The sequence below is a fragment of the Flavobacterium sp. HBTb2-11-1 genome, from assembly GCF_009826975.1.
In the GTDB taxonomy this organism is placed as follows: Bacteria; Bacteroidota; Bacteroidia; order Flavobacteriales; family Flavobacteriaceae; genus Flavobacterium.
On sequence record NZ_WUMO01000008.1, the window covers coordinates 143,073 to 163,507 of the forward strand.

General features: G+C 37.1%; 9 protein-coding genes. All 9 read right to left on the reverse strand.

The genetic code is table 11. The features are described 5' to 3' along the window. Window positions 1–4: 4 nt before the first annotated feature. Window positions 5–3,013, reverse strand: coding sequence for a TonB-dependent receptor (locus GR162_RS18105; protein ID WP_160783264.1), 3,009 nt, complete (start codon window positions 3,011–3,013; stop codon window positions 5–7). 590 nt (window positions 3,014–3,603) lie between these two features. Then, window positions 3,604–5,277, reverse strand: a complete 1,674-nt coding sequence (locus tag GR162_RS18110; RefSeq protein WP_160783265.1) for an endo-1,4-beta-xylanase — start codon at window positions 5,275–5,277, stop codon at window positions 3,604–3,606. A 33-nt stretch (window positions 5,278–5,310) separates the two neighbouring features. Beyond that, a complete protein-coding gene (locus GR162_RS18115; protein ID WP_160783266.1) occupies window positions 5,311–6,348 on the reverse strand; it encodes a DUF5627 domain-containing protein in 1,038 nt (345 codons plus the stop codon). A 43-nt stretch (window positions 6,349–6,391) separates the two neighbouring features. Continuing rightward, the gene (locus GR162_RS18120; protein ID WP_160783267.1) at window positions 6,392–8,128 is read right to left on the reverse strand and encodes a RagB/SusD family nutrient uptake outer membrane protein; all 1,737 of its coding nucleotides are present in this window, start codon (window positions 8,126–8,128) and stop codon (window positions 6,392–6,394) included. 27 nt (window positions 8,129–8,155) lie between these two features. Then, window positions 8,156–11,179 carry a SusC/RagA family TonB-linked outer membrane protein gene (locus GR162_RS18125; protein ID WP_160783268.1) on the reverse strand — a complete coding sequence of 1,008 codons (3,024 nt, stop codon included), beginning with the start codon at window positions 11,177–11,179 and terminating at the stop codon, window positions 8,156–8,158. 41 nt (window positions 11,180–11,220) lie between these two features. Further along, on the reverse strand, window positions 11,221–13,110 hold the full coding sequence (locus GR162_RS18130) for a RagB/SusD family nutrient uptake outer membrane protein (protein WP_160783269.1): 1,890 nt from the start codon (window positions 13,108–13,110) through the stop codon (window positions 11,221–11,223). Window positions 13,111–13,120: 10 nt separating this feature from the next. Next, window positions 13,121–16,321: a TonB-dependent receptor gene (locus GR162_RS18135; protein ID WP_160783270.1), complete on the reverse strand. Its 3,201-nt coding sequence runs from the start codon at window positions 16,319–16,321 to the stop codon at window positions 13,121–13,123. A gap of 710 nt (window positions 16,322–17,031) precedes the next feature. Then, the gene (locus GR162_RS18140) at window positions 17,032–18,978 is read right to left on the reverse strand and encodes a glycoside hydrolase family 97 protein (protein ID WP_160783271.1); all 1,947 of its coding nucleotides are present in this window, start codon (window positions 18,976–18,978) and stop codon (window positions 17,032–17,034) included. Window positions 18,979–19,037: 59 nt separating this feature from the next. Continuing rightward, on the reverse strand, window positions 19,038–20,408 hold the full coding sequence (locus GR162_RS18145) for a glycoside hydrolase family 43 protein (protein ID WP_202393967.1): 1,371 nt from the start codon (window positions 20,406–20,408) through the stop codon (window positions 19,038–19,040). Window positions 20,409–20,435: the final 27 nt, after the last annotated feature.

Sequence of the window (20,435 nt, forward strand, 5' to 3'; positions counted from 1 at the left end):
AGTATTAAAATGTAACATCAATTCCAAAAATTACTGATTTTGGCTGTGGATATCTTCCTAAATCAATACCTGCTGAATTTGCATTACCATCTGCTCTTGCAATTTCTGGATCTAAACCAGAGTAATTTGTGATTGTAACAAGGTTCTGTCCACTGATGTAGAATCTCGCTTTTGAGAAATAGCTTTTAAAAGCATCTCCTGTCAATGTATATCCTATAGCGATGTTTTTTAATCTTGTAAAAGAACCATCTTCAATATAGCGTTGGTTTGCAGAAGACCAGTTAATATCTGCACCTTGTGCTCTTGGCAATGTAGCCGAAGGATTTGTTACCACACCGTTTACAACATTTGCTCTATCTAAAACATCTGTGCTGGCGTTGAACAGACGGTTCATTCCTTTTAAGTCAAAAGTGTTTGCATTATATATATCGTTTCCTGCAACTCCTGTAATAAAGCAATTGAAATCAAAGTTTTTATATGCTGCACTTAGATTTAAACCGTAAGTAAAATCAGGGTACGGATTTCCGATGTTTGTTTTATCATCTGAATTGATCACTTTATTGCCATCACGATCAACAATTCTTATATCACCTGGTTTTATAGCCGTCTGACCTGGTCCAAAAACAGCATCCACTTCTGCCTGATTTTGGTAAATTCCATTGGTCTGATATCCATAAAAATAGAATAATGGCTGTCCTACTTCTAATCTAGAGAAATTTTCCAAACCTGCTCTTGCAGAAGGCCCCCCTAATACGCTAGTCACTCCAGGCGCTAGACCAACCACTTCGTTTTTACTTGTTCCTAGATTTGCTACTGCAGACCATGTAAAGTCTCCTTTTCTGTCATTGTAACCAATAGAAACTTCAAAACCGCTCACTTTTACGTCTGCAATATTTTGAATCTGAGTTCCGCCACCTGCAGAACCAACAGAAGCAGCCAAAGGAACTGCGAAAAGAATATCGCTGCTTTTATTATTGAAATATTCGAACGAACCGGTTAGCGCATCATCAAATAAACCAAAATCAACACCAATATTTCGATCCAGTTTCGATTCCCATTTCAAGTCCGGATTAGCCGCAACACCTAAAGAAACACCTGGTGCATTTGCCCCTCCAATTGGGTAATTGTAGTTTGCCAATAAAGTAGCACTGTATTGGTAATTTTCTATTCTATCGTTTCCTGTTGTCCCTGTACTAGCTCTAAGTTTTAAAGTGCTGAAAATAGAATTTTGCATAAAGTTTTCTTTCGCAATATTCCAACCTAATGCAACAGAATAGAAATTCCCCCAGCGATTATTTGCCCCAAAACGAGAAGATGCATCTCTACGTCCTGAAAGAGCTAAAAGATATTTACCATCATAATCATAGTTGATACGAGCAATATAACCTAAGTTTTTTTCTTCATAATTAGCAGACCCTAAACTTCCCTCATTATATCGCAACTGATCTATTTCGTTTGAAATATAGTATTTGCTTCCTGCTGCTAAACTTTGTCCTTTTCCGTCAATTTTAGTAATAACTCCCAATACTTCAAGATTGTGCTTTTGAGCAATCGTTGTTTTGTATGTTAAACTATTATCAAAAACAATAGTTTGCCCTTGAGAATTTGTTTCATTTGTTGAAGAAAATGCTTGTTTGTGATAAGAACCATCCTGAAAACTTGGAATAAAAGTATGGTCTTTACTTGTATAGTAATCTAAAGAAACTTGCGATCTGAATTTCAAACCTTTGTAAATTTCTAATTCTGCGTAAATATTCCCGATAATAGATAGGTTATTAATTTTCTGATACCCTAAATTTGCTACACGCACTGGGTTTTCAGCATCATTTCCATCAATTGCGCTAGGACCTTGATAACCTCCTAAACTACTTTCATTGTAAATTGGCAAATACGGAGCCATTTTAATGGCATGCTCTAATAATGTTCTTCCGCCTGAGCTTCGTTCTGGATTAATCGTGCTGAAAGAAACCCCCATGTTGCTTCCTATTTTCAGTTTTCCAATATCCTGAGTATTATTGGCTCTAAAAGAATAACGTTCGAAACCAGTATTTATAATAGCTCCATCCTGTTTCATATATTCAGCAGAATAGCGTCCTGTTGAAGTCTCTGTACCATTTGAAAAACTTAGGTTATAATCCTGCATAACACCGGTTTGAAAAATCTGGTCTTGCCAGTTGGTATTGATATTTCCAAACTCAGCTGCTCTAGCCGTTAAGTCGCTTCCTAGATCTTTAGCATACTGAAGGTATTGCTGTGTATTTAAAACACTATATCTTTTTGTTACTTCCTGCCCTCCCACGTAAGTGCTAAAGCTTAATTGACCAGGGCCTTTTTTTCCTTTTTTAGTAGTAACCATAACTACACCGTTAAAAGCCTTAGAACCATATAAAGCTGTTGTAGAAGCATCTTTCAAAACCGAGATGCTCTCGATGTCATTAGGGCTTAAACCTGAAAGATTCCCAGTTAAAACTCCATCAATTACATACAAAGGAGCGCTATTTCCCATTGTTGCTAGTCCACGAATGCTAACGGTAGGATTAGAACCAGGCGCACCGTTTACGACTGTAACCCCTGCTGCACGTCCTTGCAAAGCCGATTCAGCATTGGTAATAGGCACTGCGGCAATATCTTTTGAACTTACCGTAGAAACTGCTCCTGTAACTTTCGCTCTCTTTTGAGTACCATAGGCCACTACAACTTCATTTAAGTTTTGTGTGTTTTGAACAAGAGTTACATTGATTGAGCTTCTTTCACCTACAGTAATCGTTTGTGAAACTAAACCAACGTAAGAATACGTTATTTTATCAGTAGGATTAACTCCTTTTAAAGAGTACTTACCGTCAAAATCTGTTGATGCGCTATTCTGCGTACCTTCTACATTAACACTGGCACCTGGCAACGGAAATCCCGAAGGGTCGGTAATCACGCCATGAATGGTCTTTGATTGTGCCATTATACTATGGCTGCTAAGTATCAGCAGTCCGATTAGTGCAATTTTGAGCTTTAACTTCATATTAATTGTTTTTGTTTGGTTTTAAATAGTTAATGGTTTTTGTTTTAAATTAGCATGGGGTTCATATATGTTTTATTTTATATTGAGAATCTTTTGCGCAAAAAGCCGATTTCGATAGGAGATCAATTTTACAAACAACAGATCATCACAAATATAAAAAAACAACTTATAAAACAATCGGTTGTTTTATTATTAATTTAAAAAATACTCAAAAAACAACAGAAATAAAAACATTTAAAATATTTTTAAACCAAAAAAAATAATAATTATACATTTTAAAAATAATTTCGAAAATAAAAAATAATAATTCGGTAGCCAACTGACCCATTTTCTACAAAAAATATAAATATTCAAAAAAGAGGATAAAACTTTCAAAAACCATTAAATTATAAGTAAAAATTTACTAAAACCAGTTGAAAAGATAAATTTTGCAAGTAATCTTATAGCAACATTGGCTAAAAAAGAAATAAAAAAAGTCAAAATAACAATCGGTTGTTAAAAAAGTTATCTGTTTCTTAGCTGCGAAACGTATTTTCATAAAAAAAGCCCGATGCAATTGCATCGGGCCACAAAGTATACTTAAAAGTATATTATTTCATTCCGTTTAGTCCATCTGCAAATCCTGCGTAGGCTGGCTTACGGGTAAACTGAATATCCCATAAAGCTTGTTTTTCGCCCGGAAGCCAAGAGGAATCCTTTTTGCTGTCGGTAACTCCCCAAACTGTAATACCATACCTTTGTTTGGCTGGAATATATTTTGAGTACATATCTACAACATATTTATACATTTCAGCTTGTTTTTGAAGCATACTTTCAGTAACGTTTCCAGTCCCTACTGCTATATCCAGCTCCGATACTTTAATAAGTTTTCCAGTTGCCGCCAATAATTGAAACATGGATGCGATATTTTCTTTATTAGAGTTAATGCTAATGTGCATCTGTGTGGCAATCCCGTCAACTTTTTGTCCTTTGCTTTCAATATACTCTACGTATTTAATAAGTCCTTTGCATTTATCCAGATTATATTCCATATTGTAATCGTTAACAAATAATTTATCGGTTGGATTACCGTACTTTCTTGCCAATCTAAACGCTTCTACAGCATAATCCTTACCTAAATAATCTTGCCAGAAAAATTCATCCGCTGCCAAAGTTTTTCCAATACCTGTTTTTAATTCGTACGGTTTGCCGTCATCCATTGGCTCATTGACTACATCCCAAGCTTTTACTGTAGCACATTTTTTCACCATTTCTGAAATCCATTTTTCAAGACTTTCATTAATGATAGTTTTTTTCTGCTCTGGGGTTTTCTCAATAATTGTACTTCCTCCTGTTGGATTATATTTCTTTAATGTAATATTATCAAAATAGTAGTTAGTCGCTGTTTTTCCCAGATTAAAAGCAATTACCCCGCAAGTTGCCTGCTCTGCCGAAACGGTAATTTCTTTTGTATACGTTGTCCAAGTAGGCGTTGAAGAAATTGTTCCGAAAAAATCCCAGTGCTTATAGGCTCCTGGAGTTACATGCGCCTGTGTAGAATAAGAAGCATTTACATCTGAACGAACATCCATAGACAGCTGATATTTTTCGCCTGCTTGAACAGCTGGAGAAAATTTTATAAATAGCTGTGCCTCCCAGTCATTTGCTCGAACTGCGGCATTGGTTACTTTAAGCGCTCTGCCCAATCCGTTTGCTCCTCCACCAACTGCAGTATAGGCAACAGTTACATTTGAATTCACTTGATAATTGGAAGCATTGTCTGTTTCAAAATCATTGCCAGTCACAAGATCCCAACTTGGCCCTCCGGTTGACGGAATGATTACCGGTGCAATAAGACTTTTTAAGTAGGTTGCATTTTGATTGGAATGCCAGCACAAAGTATGTCCAAATATTGTAACTCCAGATTGCTGGCTAGCTGCCAGCAGTTTATCTATTCCTGAAAAGTCAAATGTACCGTCATTTTTAACTACCGCTCCATGCTTCATTTCGTAGCCCATGGTGATTTCATCAAAATTTCGATCTACAAGCCTTTTCACAACTCCACCAGAAACATACTCAGACAATGATATTCCGGCGCCCAATTTAAAATCTGGATTGCTAGATCTGTCCACGTATGTTTTTAAATCTTTATAGGCATCTATTTTTTCCTGATTGGCAATTGATTCAGGTTTAGCATATTCAAAATCTAAAACACTATCATTTGCACAGGACCAGACCGCTGCTGCAGTGCAGAACAGCGTCGCCATTTTATATAATTTATTCATATTGTTTAAATTTATACTTTTAATAATTTTCAATTATTTGGCAACCGGTGTAAATAATTCTGCAGTCACGCCTCTGTCACGAAGTACCAATGTATCTTGGGTCGTTAGGGTAAAATCTTGAAAATTCACTTTATAGTCTAAATAAAGAGCATCGCGATCTTTGCTTCCCCAGCTGTTTTTTTCTCCTCTTTTCACAAATTTACCTGTGCCAGTTGCGGTAAACTGAGTGCTATTGTTTCCAGAAATAGTACAGCCATTATTATCATCAAATGTGAGCACCAGATTGAAATTAATATTGGCTCCTGTATTATCTTTAATAGTAACTGGAAAATCTATAGTTTTCATTGACAAAGTATTGATTCTGTTAACCTGATCTTTTTCAACATATTGGTTATGACGCGTTACTACTCTATTAAGCGCAGTGTTTCCATTATTTCCAACAAAAGTGTCTTTCCCTCTTCTCAAATAAAATCCATCCCAAGGATTTACATATTTAATAGCGTAAAAAACATAATCTTTAGGAGCCACACTCCAATCAGAAGCTATAGGTCTTAATGGATTTGCAACAAGTGCCTTTCCTGATAAAATAGAGTCAGCATTCACCACTTTCGTCATTTGAAGCGGAATAACATAGGTCTTTTTTATAGCTAGAGGATCTGCAAAGAAAGCATCTGTCAACTGCACTTCGACTCCTCCAGAAATCTGTCCTTTCGGAATAACAATTTTATTGCTTAAAAGCGTGTAGTAATTGGCAGGCATTGCTACAATCTGATCGCCTCCGCTGTTAAATAAAAGATTTGATGTTAAAGCATTGGCAACCGAAACATCAATTGTTACTTCTTTATTATTCTCGTAAACCCCGCCCACGGTTCCCATAATTTTACATTTATGTTGGTTATCCAGCGAAGTATCAAATATGTCTTCTCCTAAAGTTATGGTTCTAACAGGAAACTGATAGGCAAAATACACTGCTGAATATTCGTAATCATCAAAATTTTGATCATCGTTAGTGCATGATGCTGTAAATAAGCCAAAAAGAACCGCGGCCATTAAAAATATCTTGTTTTTCATTTTTCTATACAATTTTATAATAGACATTTAGACAGAAATAATTCTACCATCCTTTGTTCTGAATCAGAGCGTTAAACTTAAGAACCTCAGAATATGGTATTGGACCATATTTCATATGTTCTTGAAAAAGTCTATTTTCTACCGTAATTTTCTGATAAGCACCTCCTTGAATTTTCATTCCTTCTGCCGCGTTAGTTAAATTCAAATTCCATCTGCGCAAATCCCAAAATCTAAAACCTTCGAAACATAATTCTAATCGGCGCTCATTTCTAATTAAGTTGCGCATCGCGGATTGATCTGATTTAATAGATTCTAAATACAAATCAGGCTGGCTTATTCCTGCTCTTTTTCTTAAGGCTTGAATTACGTCATAGGCTGAAAATCCTGCAGATCCTGTAGCCAATGGCCCCCATGCTTCGTTTGCCGCTTCAGCATAAATTAAATACAGTTCTGTGTATCTCATACGAGGTTTGTAATGTCTCTGATTGTTTACAGCATTTGGATTTAAGTTAACGTCCTGACGCAATAATTTTTTCAAATAATAGCCTGTTCTAGTCGATGTCCCCACTTTATTTAGCGCATCATTTGTGCTTCCGTCACTTGCTGTTGTTATTACGGTATTGTTTACTCCCGCAGTAGCTTGATTGACTAAAATAAATTTCTGCAAACGCGGATCACGATTGGCATATGGATTGGCAGCATTATAATTACTGGCTGGATCTGTAATAGGATATCCATTGGCCATTGGGAAAGCATCCACTAAGTTTTGAGTTGGGTTAACACGCCCTTTTCCAAAAAGTGTCGGAGGGAAATTATCGCTTTCCAAAGTATTGCTTTCTGCAATATCCGATCTCCAGATTACTTCTTTAGGATTTACTCCACCCCCTAAACTGCTCAATTCAGCTGCATTATTATACCAATTCAGTCCGTTCGGATCGATTCCTGCAATTCCGCCGTTAAGATTTAGCAAATCTCCAGCATATTTAGCCGCATTTTCCCACGTAGTAGTACTTGCAGAACTAAAAGCTGGGCTTGCAGCCAATAAAGCCGCTTGAGCTCTTACTACTTGTGCAATTCTAGAAGACATTCTCTGTCTGGCATATTGCCCAAATACACGATTATAATCGGCTAGATTATCATATCCTGGAGGCAGAGTGGCAGCATCTTCAAAATCTAATGGAAGCAATTCTACCGCTTTTGCCACATCGGCATACAATTGTTTCATACAATCTTCAAATGAACTGCGGGCAACGTTGAAGTTTGAAGTTGAAGTTTGAGGTTCTAACAAAACCGGAACCCCTAATAATTCACCATTTGCGGCAACTCCTGCATGAGCCTGTAACAAGTAATACATATAAAGCGCACGCAGCCCGTAAGCCTCGCCTTTTAAACGGTTTCTAAACAATACGCTAACATTATCATCTTTTGCCCATTTTACTTTATCGGCTTCTGCAAGAAATATATTCAGATATTGAATAGCGCTTTTTGAATTAGTCCATTGATCTAACGGGTTGAAATTGGCCGTCCATTGTCCTGTCGCCACTTTAAGATAGTTGCTATTGATATCATTGGTAACAGCATCATCTGTAGCTACATCATTAAAAGACCAAGAATTTCCGGGCAATCTGGTATAGGCATTTAAAAGAATTCCCTGAGCATATTCTGCTTCAGCGTACATATCTTTCAATCCCCTGTTATTTTCTATCGCAGGCTCGATCAAGTCATCACAGCTGCAAAAAATAAACACAACTGATATAAAGGTTAATAATTTTATTTTCATACTAATTAAATAAGTGTTTTCTAAAATTTAAAATAATGCTTTAAGACCTAGATTGAAGTATCTGGTTTGCGGAGCGCTGCCAATGTTCAATTCCATATGCTCTCTCTCTTTTGCTATAGTCGCAAGATTCGCTCCTAGCGCATAAACACTTAAACCATTAAAGAAAGTCTGACTCAGTGCTTTTTTTGGAAAATCGTAAGTAATCTGAACCTTAGAAAGATCAATTCTATTGGTGCTGTAAATCCAGAAATCTGATGAGCGGTAATTATTATCGCTATTCAATGAAGTTAATCTAGGGAATGTAGCCGTGTCTTTGGTTTCTTCTGTCCAGCTGTTGCGAACGTTTACAGAATATTTATCTTCTCCATCTATCCAGTAGTACGAGTTATTCTTCATGCCGTAAGCACCCGTCTGGCCTGTAACGATGGTAAAAAACGTAAAGTTATTCCACTTAGCAGTAAAGTTAACTCCAAAGGTAAATGGAGCACCGTTCCACCCAGCTTTACCTAGATAAACCTCATCCTTCACATCAATTATGCCGTCGCCATTTTGATCTTTATACTTAATGTCACCCGGTTTAACTTGCCCGAAAGTCTGCGAAGGCGAGTTTTGGATATCGTTTGCATCTCTAAAGAAGCCATCGCTTTTAAGTCCCCATAAAGCATCTAAAGGCTTGCCTTGTCTGTTTTGATAAGAATCTTCATAAAGTTCTGCACGTTTTGAAGCTTCTGTATTTAAATAAGTTCCTGTAAAGCCAAGCGCTAAATCTACAGTTCCGACTTTTTTGTTAAATCTCAAATCAAAATCAAAACCTGTACGCTTATCATCATTATAATTGATGTAAGGAATAAACGATGTATTTGGCCAGCCTGTAGTATAATAATTTGGATACAAGCTTGCCGCCTGAATAATATTTCCTTCTATTTTATTAACGAAAAAATTACTGTTAAGTGTGATTAGTTTCTTAAAGAATGAACCTTCCAAAGCAACGCTTATTTCTTTTCTTTTTGCAAAGCCAAGATCTAAGTTTTCACCTCTTCTTGAGTCGGTGCTTCTGTTCAATGCTCCATCTCTCCAGCTAAACCAAGCTCCGTCAGTCTGAGTATAGATGCTCTGATACAAATAATAGCCGTTTACGTCAAGATCTGTATTTAAGACACCTCCTGATACTGACAATTTAAGATTGTCGATCGCGCTTATATTCTTCATGAATTCTTCTTCTGATAATCTCCATCCAACAGACATCGTTGGAGAAAATGCGCCGCGGTTTCCTTCAGCAAATTTTGCTGAGTGCACATATACGCCATTGAATTCTGCAAAATACTTTTGATTGAAATTATAAGCTGCGTTTAATCCTAAATTGGCATTACTCGTTTTATGATACACTTCAGATCGTGATTGCTGAAATCCTGAAGCTGTAAGCATAGCCGATACATTATGCTGCTCTTTTATTTTTTTTATATAATTAAATTGTCCTGAAAAAGCCACTGTCTGGTCAAAAGCACTATTGCTGATATTTTGCACTCCAGATTTTGCATCTTTTCCATATTTCGTTAAAGAACCAATTTGATCAAATCCCGCGTAAGTATTCCAATTTGCTTCATAAGTAGCATATGAATTGTTGTAAGACTGAGTATAAGAGGTAGCATAATCTACAGCAAAATCAGTGTGAAATGAAAGTCCATCCAATAAATCTCCCAACTTCACATCAACGCCTGTATTAAATTGGAACTGACGGCTTGTGAACGTATTGTATCCTCCAGCATAAATGGTTGCAAACGGATTGGTCGGATTCAATTGTGTACCGCCCAAAAGATATTGGTTATCTATGATATAATTACTGCTATTTGCAAGAGCTAATGTCGCTTTATCCCCTGGCTCAATCATACTAATTGGCAATAAAGGGCTAAACAGATGCGGTCTTAAAGTAGATGCATTTTGCCAATAATCGGTATTCACTCCTCTTGTATTTGAATAAATGGCATTGGCACCAATTGTAGCAGAAATTCTATCATTAATATTTAAATCTACGTTACCTCTAATATTGAATCTGTTCATATTATTATTAGCCGCTTCGCCAAAGTCTTGCAAAGGATCTTGCTGTGATAGAAAATTGACATTTGTAAAATATCTGGCTACTTTATTACCGCCCGTAATTTCGACATTGGCATCGTAATTAAAATAAAATTTCTTTATGTATTCGGGTGCATAATAATTAACATTCGGATATCGGTATGGATTTTTCCCCGAAGCAAAATTATAGATTGTTTCATCTGAATATAAAGGATCTAAACCATCATTAACCCTTGCCTGATTGTAATACTGCATGTATTCTGCAGATCCAAGATATTTAGGCAGACTCTTTGGTATAAAAACCCCATTGTCTAGTCTTGATGTAATCTGCTGTTTTTGAATTTTACCTTTTTTTGTCGTAATGTAAATCACTCCTTTAGCAGCACGGCTTCCGTAAAGCGCTACGGCAGATGCTCCTTTCAAAAAGGTTATCTGATCTATTTCAGTTGTTAATATTGAATTGGCAGGTCTTGGAAAGCCATCTACCAATACCAAATCGCCTCCCATTCCCCATATACTTCCATTATATCCTCCCACAAGAGCCTGAACTCCGTCAAGACTATAAGTCGTATAATTTTTGTCTATAATTTGAGGTACATTTAGATAAGAAATACCTCCCATCAAATTCTGGGCATCTTCTTTTTTGAAAGCAATCTGCACTTGGTCTGCCGCAATGCGATTAAGACTTAAATCGTCTATTCCTGCAGAAGCTTTAACCGAAAGGGATTGATATCCTGGCGCCTGCACTACCAAATCTGCATCTGGCGTTACTGTGATGGAATAACTTCCTGAAGCATCTGTAGTTACTGAAACATTATCCTGAGTACTTGCTAAAGTTGCATTTTCAAGAGGTTTGCCATCTGCTCCAGTTATAATCCCAGTTAAGTTTATTTTTTGATTATTTTGTGCAAGGATTTTAGCAGGTAACAAAGTTAATACTGCAAAACATAGCACTATTTTAAGCTGTATAAATTTCATTATTCTATATTTTTTTTTAGTTTATTAAAATAGTCTATGAACTACCATCCTGGATTCTGAGAAAACTCCATATACATATTTACGTCTGCATTTTTTAATGGCAGCCAATAATGTTTTTCAGAAAATTTTCGCTCCAATATTACCACCTCGCGAAGATTAAGCACTTTGTTTTGGCTTGGATTGTTTACATCCAATGGACCAGCTCTATCAAATTCAATTGACTTCTTCAAAGTATACGGACTATCAATTAAAAGCATCCAGCGGCGTAAGTCATTAAAACGGTGTCCTTCAAAACTTAATTCGACCGCACGTTCACGTCTTACCTCTCCAATAAATGCATCCAAACCACCTGTAAATACAGCCGCAACATGGCCCACACCTGCTCTATCGCGAATCACATTTATAGCATCAACAGCTGTTTTTGAGAATTGCGGATCTTTTCCTGCTGCACCACCATAACCTACTGCAGCAGCTTCTGCATACATGATATAGATATCTGACAGACGCATCCACGGAAGATGGATATTAAGATTGTTGCCATATCCAAAACCATCATCAAATTTATTGGCTGTTCTTGGAATGAACTTATACAGCAAATATCCTGTTCTGCTTCCTGAACTTATATTTCTATAGCTTCCGTCAGTATAAAGGTTGGCATATCTGTTTTGTTCTTCATTTGCAGGCATCGATCCTGTAACGCATTTTACGCCATCAAAAACAATATCATTATAAAAACGAGGATCTCTTCCTTTCCAAGGATATTGCGGATCATATCCTGATTCTGGATCAGCTTTAGTAATATCTTTAATCGGCATTCCGTTTGCCATTCCGTAATTGTCAACATAATTTGCCGTTGGCAAAAACTTCACATCACCATCACAAATTTGAGGAGCTGGCTGATATTGTTTTGAAGTTCCCCAGTTAGATCCGTTTGCTCCATAATAAGGTCCTCTAAAAATCGCTTCTGTCGAGCCAGGCATTCTCCAGTTACCGCCTGTTGTATAAAAATTATCACTGTATTTACTAAATGGAACCAATTTATACTGAGATGCACCGCTTTCTGTTATCATTAGAAGTTCAGCAAAAGCTCTTGCCGCTTTTTTGCAGTATTCAGCATCATAACCTGCATTTCCTGTTGACACTTTATTCATTAACGGACTTCCTGCCCATAGATAATTTTTTCCTAAATATCCAAGAGCCATTATTTTATTAATACGAAGTTCGTTTTTTCCTAAAGTTCTCTTTCCAATGGTGGTATCATCCCAATTCACTGGCAGTAAATCGGCCGCCTCTCTAAAATCGTTTCCTGCTTTATCTGCGCATTCCTGATATGTAAGTCTTGGCAATCTTAGTGGCTGATCGCTTGGAAGCACTTGATCGATATAAGGAAGTCCTCCAAAATACTGCATGAATTGAAAATGAAACCAGCCTCTAAAAAACAAAAGCTGTCCTTTTATCATTTTCTTTTCTTCCTCAGTATACTCCGTCATTTTATCAATATTGGCCAGTCCTATATTCGCTTTGCGTATTCCAGCCCAGCCTAATGTCCACAAGTCCTTAGCAAAACGGTCGGTATTGGTGCTTACATTTCTTCTGTTCATCCAGCCAGCCTGCCATCCGTCAAACTCAGTCTGCCATCCCCAAAAATCCCCTTTATCTATTTTACATACAAAGTGGAAATCACGAGCTGTAGATTGAATCTCATCTTCTCCCCAATTCCATGAATTAGTCCAATAAGCATTTGTAAAATCAGGAATGCAGTGGTATAATTCTTCTGTAAAGCCTTGAAAATTTTCAAAATTTTTGAATGCCTCTTCTGAAGAAATATCAGAATCAGCTGATTTTTCCAGATAATCGCTGCATGATCCCGCAATTAAAAGCGTAATTAAAACAATGCTGTACTTTACTATAGTGTTGATATATTTTTTCATAATTCTCCGTTTAAAATATAATATTGGCTCCCAGATTAAATCGCTTTACAGTTGGATAAGCTCCTTGTGATGCCCATCCTGTTCCTGCAAAATTGGACTCTCTATCATCTGGCATTTTTGACCATAGATACAAGTTGTTTCCGTTTACATATACTCTGATACTTTGCAGACCAGCAGATTTTATCCATTTTGATTTCCCATCAAATGTGTAGGCAATCTCAGCGTTCTTTAGACGCAGGTATGAGGCATCGTACATGTATCTGCTTCCATTATTAAAACCGCTTGCAGTAGATAGCCAGCGAGGCATTGGAGAATCGGCATTTGTATTATCTGATGACCAGAAAGATCCTTGGTCGTAAACCACATGGTTCTGCTCAGACAAACTGGTTAAAACTACTTGTCTGGTCACATTACTTACTCCGTAAAACTGAACAAATGCACTGAATCCTTTCCAGTTTACTCCAAAAGTAGTATTGTAGGTATTTTGCGGTGTCCCCGAATATCCAAACGGAATATTATCTTTAGCATCTATAATCCCATCGGCATTAAAGTCTAGAATATTATAATTGCCTGGCAATTTTTGTCCGTCATTTGTGCTATGTATAGTGCTGGCATATAATTCATCCCATGTGTTGTAATAGCCATTGCTGACATAGGAATAACTCTGTCCAATTGCTTTTCCTTCACCTTTTTGGTAATCTGGCAGCAATTCAGGATTATCGGCACTTATGATTTTGTTTTTGGCATGTGTCATGCTGGTATTCAACCAAAGATTTAAGCCACTTCCAAAAGTATAATTAAATTTAAGCTCAAGTTCATACCCTCTATTTTGAACCTGCCCAAGGTTGGCAACCGGAGCAACTGCTCCATAATAAGACGGTATTGCTCTTCTAAAACCGTCTAGTAAGATATCTCTTCGGTCTTCGCGATAAACATCAAAAGTTCCCGAAACCAGTCCTTTGAAAAAACCAAAGTCAACCCCAATATCGCTCTTTTTGGCTACTTCCCAATGCACATCAGGATTACCTACAGAAGCTTCTTTGTACCAAGTGTACGGGCTCTGTTCTGCAGCTTCTCCCGTGACTCCCATCAAGGCATTTCCTCCATAAGCCCACTGCGACATATACAGCCATCTTCCGTTTACGTTGTCATCTCCAATTTCTCCGTAAGTGGCACGTATTTTTAACAAATCAAGAAATGATTCTGTCCCTTTCATGAAATTTTCTTTGGTAACAATCCAACTCACCCCTCCAGAGGAGAAAAATGCAAAACGGTTCTCTTTATCAAATTTCTCAGATCCATTGTAGGCACCGTTATATTCTATAAAATATTTATCGGCGTAGTTATAAGTGGTACGGAAAACCCAATCTTCTCTAAAGTGCGGAATCTCGCTTCCCCTAGCCGTCTGGTATCTATTAAAAAGCCCTAAAACACCAATATCATGTTTCTTGGCAATTTTGGTATGATAGTTTAATTGCAACTGATAGAAAAGGTTACGGACTGAAGCGCCATCATTTACTGTTCCTGGACTTGGCGACCACTTAACACCTTCTTGAAAATCGAATCTGTTATTAAAATCAAAACTGTTTTTATACAACACCAAACCCGTATTTGGATCTATCCATTTCTGCTGCACATCATTATATAAATCGTTTACTCCTCGGTTGTTTTCCACGAAAGTATTATCAAGCGCAATCATTCCTTTAAAACTAAGTCCTTTAAGCACTTTATCTAAGTTTTGCTCCAGCGTGAAGTCGGTGTTTAATTTTGTAGTGGTTACATACTGTACCCCACTTATTGCTAAATTTAGCACAGAGTTAGATGCTTTACCCTGATTCGGAGCATAATACCCCCAAGAACCATCAGAATAGTAAGGCAAGAACACATCCGGAGCTGTTGAATACGCCGCATCCCACATTGGATACTCGCTTCCCGAAGCTCCCCAAGGACTCTTCTTAACGCCATGAGAACCCGCAAGTCCAACTTTAAAAACGGTACTTGGCGTAATTTGAAAATCTAGGTTGCTTCTAACATTCAAACGGTTATAACCATAACCTGCATCATATCCTCTATTGTTATTATATTTTTTAAAAAGATCCCCTTCGCTTACAAAATCAGCACTAGCAAAATACTTTACGTATTTGGTTCCTCCGCTTACGTTTAAACTTGCATTATAAGACATTGCATAATCTTTAAAAAGCGTTTTCTGCCAGTCAACATTCGGATAACGCTCAGCCTCAGCTGTATTAGCAGGGAATCTGTATTTATCAATTATAGCCTGTGGCAGATAATCGTTCCAGCTAGAAGGGCTTAGAGCCAATTCGTATTCAATTGCCCTGTTTTTGACCATAAGCGCATCGTAAGCATCTAATTTAGCTGGCAATTCTGAAGGCACTTTTACGGTAGTATTGACAGTGGTTCTTATTAGCGCGGCACCAGAACGGCCTCGTTTGGTCGTGATAAGAATTACACCATTGGCTCCTCTTACTCCATAAACTGCAGTAGCTGAAGCGTCTTTTAAAACCGAAACCGATTCTACAGAAGTTATCTCGACACTATTCATTGATCTTTCTACCCCATCTACTAAGATCAGCGGTTGGGCATTGTTCCAAGTACTGGCGCCACGAATAAAAAGCTGCGGATCTTCTTCACCCGGCATACCAGTACTGGCAGACGTAATTAATCCGGGAACGTTACCAGTCAAAGCCGCACCAATACTGTTAACTCCCGCAGAACGTTCCAGCGTTTTACCAGAAACCTGTGCGATTGATGCAACCAAACTTGCTTTTTTCTGCTTTCCGTATCCAACAACAATTACTTCGCCTAAATCGGTCTGATCTTGGCTCATTTCTGCATTAATTTCAGATTTACCTTCTACGGCTATCTCCAACGGTTTAAACCCTACACTTGTAAAAACCAAAACCGATTTTGAAGAGGGAACCTTTATAACATACTTACCATCTATATCGGTAACAGCAATTGCATTCGGCACGTTTTTTACGGCAACATTTACCCCTGGAATTCCCAAATGGTCATTAGCAGACGTTACACGTCCTGTTATTATAATTTCTTGATTAGTCTGGAATACTGCTTTTTCCAAAGGTTTCGCCTTCTCAGCAGCCTGCACTGCACCTGTAAACAAAAACTGAAACAAAACTCCTAAGGGCAGATACTTCAAGCCATTAAAAATTTCACGTAATTTTATTCTCATATTAATTAAGATGTTTGAACTAATTATTTTTTTTTATCTCTTCTCTAATTGATAAGCAGCATAAACAAGGAAAGACGCATCCCATGGAATAATACATAACTGCTTATAATTATCATGGCTTCATGTCGAATTGTGAGTCATTGTTTTGTGGTTTAAAAGGTTGGTTAGTAAGTTTCTATAGTTCATCTGACTTCACTATTTGATTAATGAAATCTTTGGTTTGTCTGAGAAATGAATGTGAATTTTATGTTAACAAAAATATAGAAAAAATTGAATTACACAACCGATTGTTTGAAAAATTATTGATAATTATTAAAAAAAACACATAAATAAAAACACAATAAATATTTTTTATCTTAATATTTTACATATTATTTAATTTTAAAAGCTTTTTGATTCGAAACGATAGTAGGTTTTCAATTTAATCTCAAATTCATTAATAATTGTGTATTTTACACTTAATAATAAAACCTCTATAAAAATAGAAGTATAGTATTACAAAATCAGTGCTTTGAACCACTGTAAAACTCTAGAATAATGCGTTTTAGGATTTTATAAAAAATATATTTCGTCAAAAAAACAACCGATTGTACCCTTTCTTAACACAATAATATTTTAACTTTGACAGACACTTAGAAATAAAAAAACCAGCTTAAAATGTAAGCTGGTTTTTAGTTAAGACTCAATTAAATCTCAAGTATGAAAATTTCTTAGTTGGTTATTACTATCCCTCCGTTTTTAGGCATTTTTATTTCAACTTCTTTGTTTTTGCTAATCTTCAGCATACTCACTTTTCCGTTTAGCTGATCGTCGTCGGCGTAATAATTTACCGCCACGCCAGAATCAAGCATATCTAGTTTTAATTTTGTTTTAAATACCTGATTTGTAGCATTAATTCCGGCAATATACCATTTTGCACCTTTTCTTCTGGCTAGTATTGCATATTTACCTGGGTAGCCTTCTAAAAACCGAACCTCATCCCATACCGTCGGCACTTCTTTCATAAATTTTATGGCCCAATCGGGAGCATCTGATAGATTGTTTGGCGCTAAAGCAAAATGCTGTACTCCGCTTTGAAACAGCACAGAAGTCGCTAATGCAAAGACATCAGAAGTCATTCTTTTTGAACCTTTATTCGGAATATTATCGCTGTTATAGAATTTATTCAAAGCACTTCCTCCAAAATCCATACTTCCTACGACGTTTCTGATAAAAGTATGCGTTGCCGCACTTGTTGCCTCGTTATCACAGCTTTGCTGTCCAAAATGCAGGTTTTCACTTGCCAGAACGGCTTCGCTAGATGCATAATTTGGATACATGCGCTCCCAGCCTCTAGGCAGTGTGCAGCCGTGAAAAATAACCATGATTCCAAAATCATTCGCATCTGTTAAAATATCTTCGTATAATTTCATGGTAACCTGCTTGTCTCCTCCAAAAAAATCCACTTTAATACCTTTTACGCCGATACTTTTCATCCATGCCATTTCTTTTCGTCGCATGCCTGAATTATCCATTATTCCTCTCGGGCCTTGCGGAGCATCATTCCAATAACCATTTGAATTGTACCATAAATAAAGGCCTACTCCTTTTTGTGCGCCGTATGTTGCTAGTTCTGCTATTTTATCACGGCCTATCTGGGTATCCCAAAGCGCATCGATTAAAATAGTTTCATATCCCATTGCAGCACTAAAATCGATATACTGCTTTTGTACTGGGAAAGTAGTATTGCCGTCCATTTTCATAATCCAGCTCCAAGTTCCTTTTGTATATTGATACGCTTTAGAAGCTTCATACTTTGGCTTAACCAAATCGAATGGAATAGTAGTTTCGACAATTGGCGCTAATGTTTCTCCAATGGTAATGGTACGCCATGGCGTTTCTCCTGCAAGCGGAATTCCTGGAGAAGTGGTCCCGTTTCCGTTATTTTCGCCTGGCGTTGGAAATCCGATGGTATATAATCCGTTCTCATGCCCTATTAATCGGCTTGCACAATAGCCGCTGTCTACGCCTGTTTCAGAAATTAAAACCCATCCGCTATTGTTTACTTTAAACAAACATGGAAACGTGTAGCCATTTCCCCATCCGTTTTTTCCAATAGCATCATCAAGAGTGTAGGAGGTTTCATAACTAGGTGCTGTTCGGGCATACCCTGTCATTGGATTGCTTTGCGGACATAAAAATGTAGTGGTTCCTTTAGGCAGCAAAAAGCCTGAAACTTCTTCCTGAACGACACAAGAAAGAGTTTCTTTCTGCGGATATAACTTATATTTAAATCCCAGATTATTATTGCTTACTCTAAATATGACGTCAAAAGCAGATTTGCCATCTTTGGTAAACGAAAAAACGGCTTCATTCGCGGTATATTGGACATTGCTTTTTTTTATGTTGCGAAGCTGATAGGATTCTTCGATTTTATTTTGGGTAATATTTGTTGCTAAAGCCAATCCAGAGCTTAAATCCCCTCCAGCATTTGTTTTTAAACCAAGAGGAGATTTCTCTATGAATGTTTTTTCATTGTAGATTACGCTATACTCAGCCTTTCCGTTATTTACAGAGACCGATACAGCAAGTTTGCCGTCGGGGCTTTTTACTATTGATTGGGCGTTTAGCTTAAAGAAACTGACTAAACATAAAAAAATTAAACATTTAAAATTCATACAATTTATTTTTGGTTAATGGCTAGAGCTTTTTTTGGAAAAATACTGTTTTTAAATCATTATTTCGAAAACATCCAATAATCAAAATACATGATTTTGTCAGCAGCTTTTCCTTTGAATATAAAAAAGAGATCGTGTACTCCTGAAACTTTCTTGATATCTGTTGTAACCAAAGCCCATCTATCATCTCCTCCTGTCATAGGAATTTTTACTGTTCCCAGTAATTCTCCGTCAAGACTATCCAATCGTATTTCCATAGACACATTTCCGTTGTGCGTGGTACCGACACGGGCAGTAAATTTTGAAGCACCCGATTCACGAAAATCCACATCACGTACTTTTGTGTAGGCATTATTTTTCATGGCTGTTATAAATACGCCAACTTCCTTGTTCTGCATCGCTTTTACGTCTTTTGACCAAGCTATAGTTTCTGCTTCTGACTTCACATAAGGATTCAGCGTGCCTATTCCTTTTTTGATGCCTTCTGTCATGTTCATTTCTTTTACTTTTCCATCAGAATTAAACTGGAGTTCTTCTACAGCTACAGATCTCGTAAAACCGCTGCCTCCCGGCAATGCTCCATTATGATAAAAGAAATAGGTTTTTCCTTTAAAATCTACCACTCCAGGATGATTGGTAAAACTTTCTCCTTGTGTAGGCATTACAACTCCTTGATATTTCCATGGCCCAAGCGGACTTTTGCTTGTAGAATAACCTATATGTTCAGAAATAGGTCCCGCGGCAAAAAACATATAATACGATTTATTTCTTTTGTAAAGCCATGGCCCTTCTTCATAAGTAGTGGGTCTGCGCGGATCTTCTTTTCCTGTACGCTTTCCAAATGCTTCTACAGTATTTGGAAATACCTGTATCTCATCATTATACGAAATCATGTCTTCATTTAATTTCACATAATGGCAAACGGGATTACCCCATAATAAATACGCTTGTCCATCATCGTCTATAAAAACCGTTGGATCAATGTCGGCGTTGCTGTTTTGTACTAATGGCTTTCCTAAAGGGTCTATAAATGGTCCGTACGGACTGTCTGAAACCGCTACTCCAATTCCGTTTTTACCTTGATTATCTGTAATTGGCGCATACAAATAAAATTTGCCTTTTCTTTCTATGCATTGAATTGCCCACGCATTCAATTTCGCCCAGCTAAAATCTTTATACGATAATACCGCGCCATGATCTGTCCAGTTTACCATATCTTCTGTAGTGTACAATTTCCAGTCATTCATAGTAAACCAAGTAGAATCGTCTTCGTCATGCGAAGTATATAGATACAGTTTATTATTGTAAACCATCGGCGCTGGATCTGCTGTATAGCTTGTCTGTACAATAGGGTTTTGGGCAAAACCACATAGAGGAATACTACATGCTGCTAAAAGCCTTAATCTTTTTAAATAAATTTTATATGGCATTTTCTTTATTTTTTTTACTTTTTAAAC

Coding starts and splice junctions, on each gene's coding strand:
- GR162_RS18145 (WP_202393967.1), bottom strand. CDS start 20,408: ATGCCATATAAAATTTATTTAAAAAGATTAAGGCTTTTAGCAGCATGT.
- GR162_RS18140 (WP_160783271.1), bottom strand. CDS start 18,978: ATGAATTTTAAATGTTTAATTTTTTTATGTTTAGTCAGTTTCTTTAAG.
- GR162_RS18115 (WP_160783266.1), bottom strand. CDS start 6,348: ATGAAAAACAAGATATTTTTAATGGCCGCGGTTCTTTTTGGCTTATTT.
- GR162_RS18135 (WP_160783270.1), bottom strand. CDS start 16,321: ATGAGAATAAAATTACGTGAAATTTTTAATGGCTTGAAGTATCTGCCC.
- GR162_RS18105 (WP_160783264.1), bottom strand. CDS start 3,013: ATGAAGTTAAAGCTCAAAATTGCACTAATCGGACTGCTGATACTTAGC.
- GR162_RS18125 (WP_160783268.1), bottom strand. CDS start 11,179: ATGAAATTTATACAGCTTAAAATAGTGCTATGTTTTGCAGTATTAACT.
- GR162_RS18130 (WP_160783269.1), bottom strand. CDS start 13,110: ATGAAAAAATATATCAACACTATAGTAAAGTACAGCATTGTTTTAATT.
- GR162_RS18120 (WP_160783267.1), bottom strand. CDS start 8,128: ATGAAAATAAAATTATTAACCTTTATATCAGTTGTGTTTATTTTTTGC.
- GR162_RS18110 (WP_160783265.1), bottom strand. CDS start 5,277: ATGAATAAATTATATAAAATGGCGACGCTGTTCTGCACTGCAGCAGCG.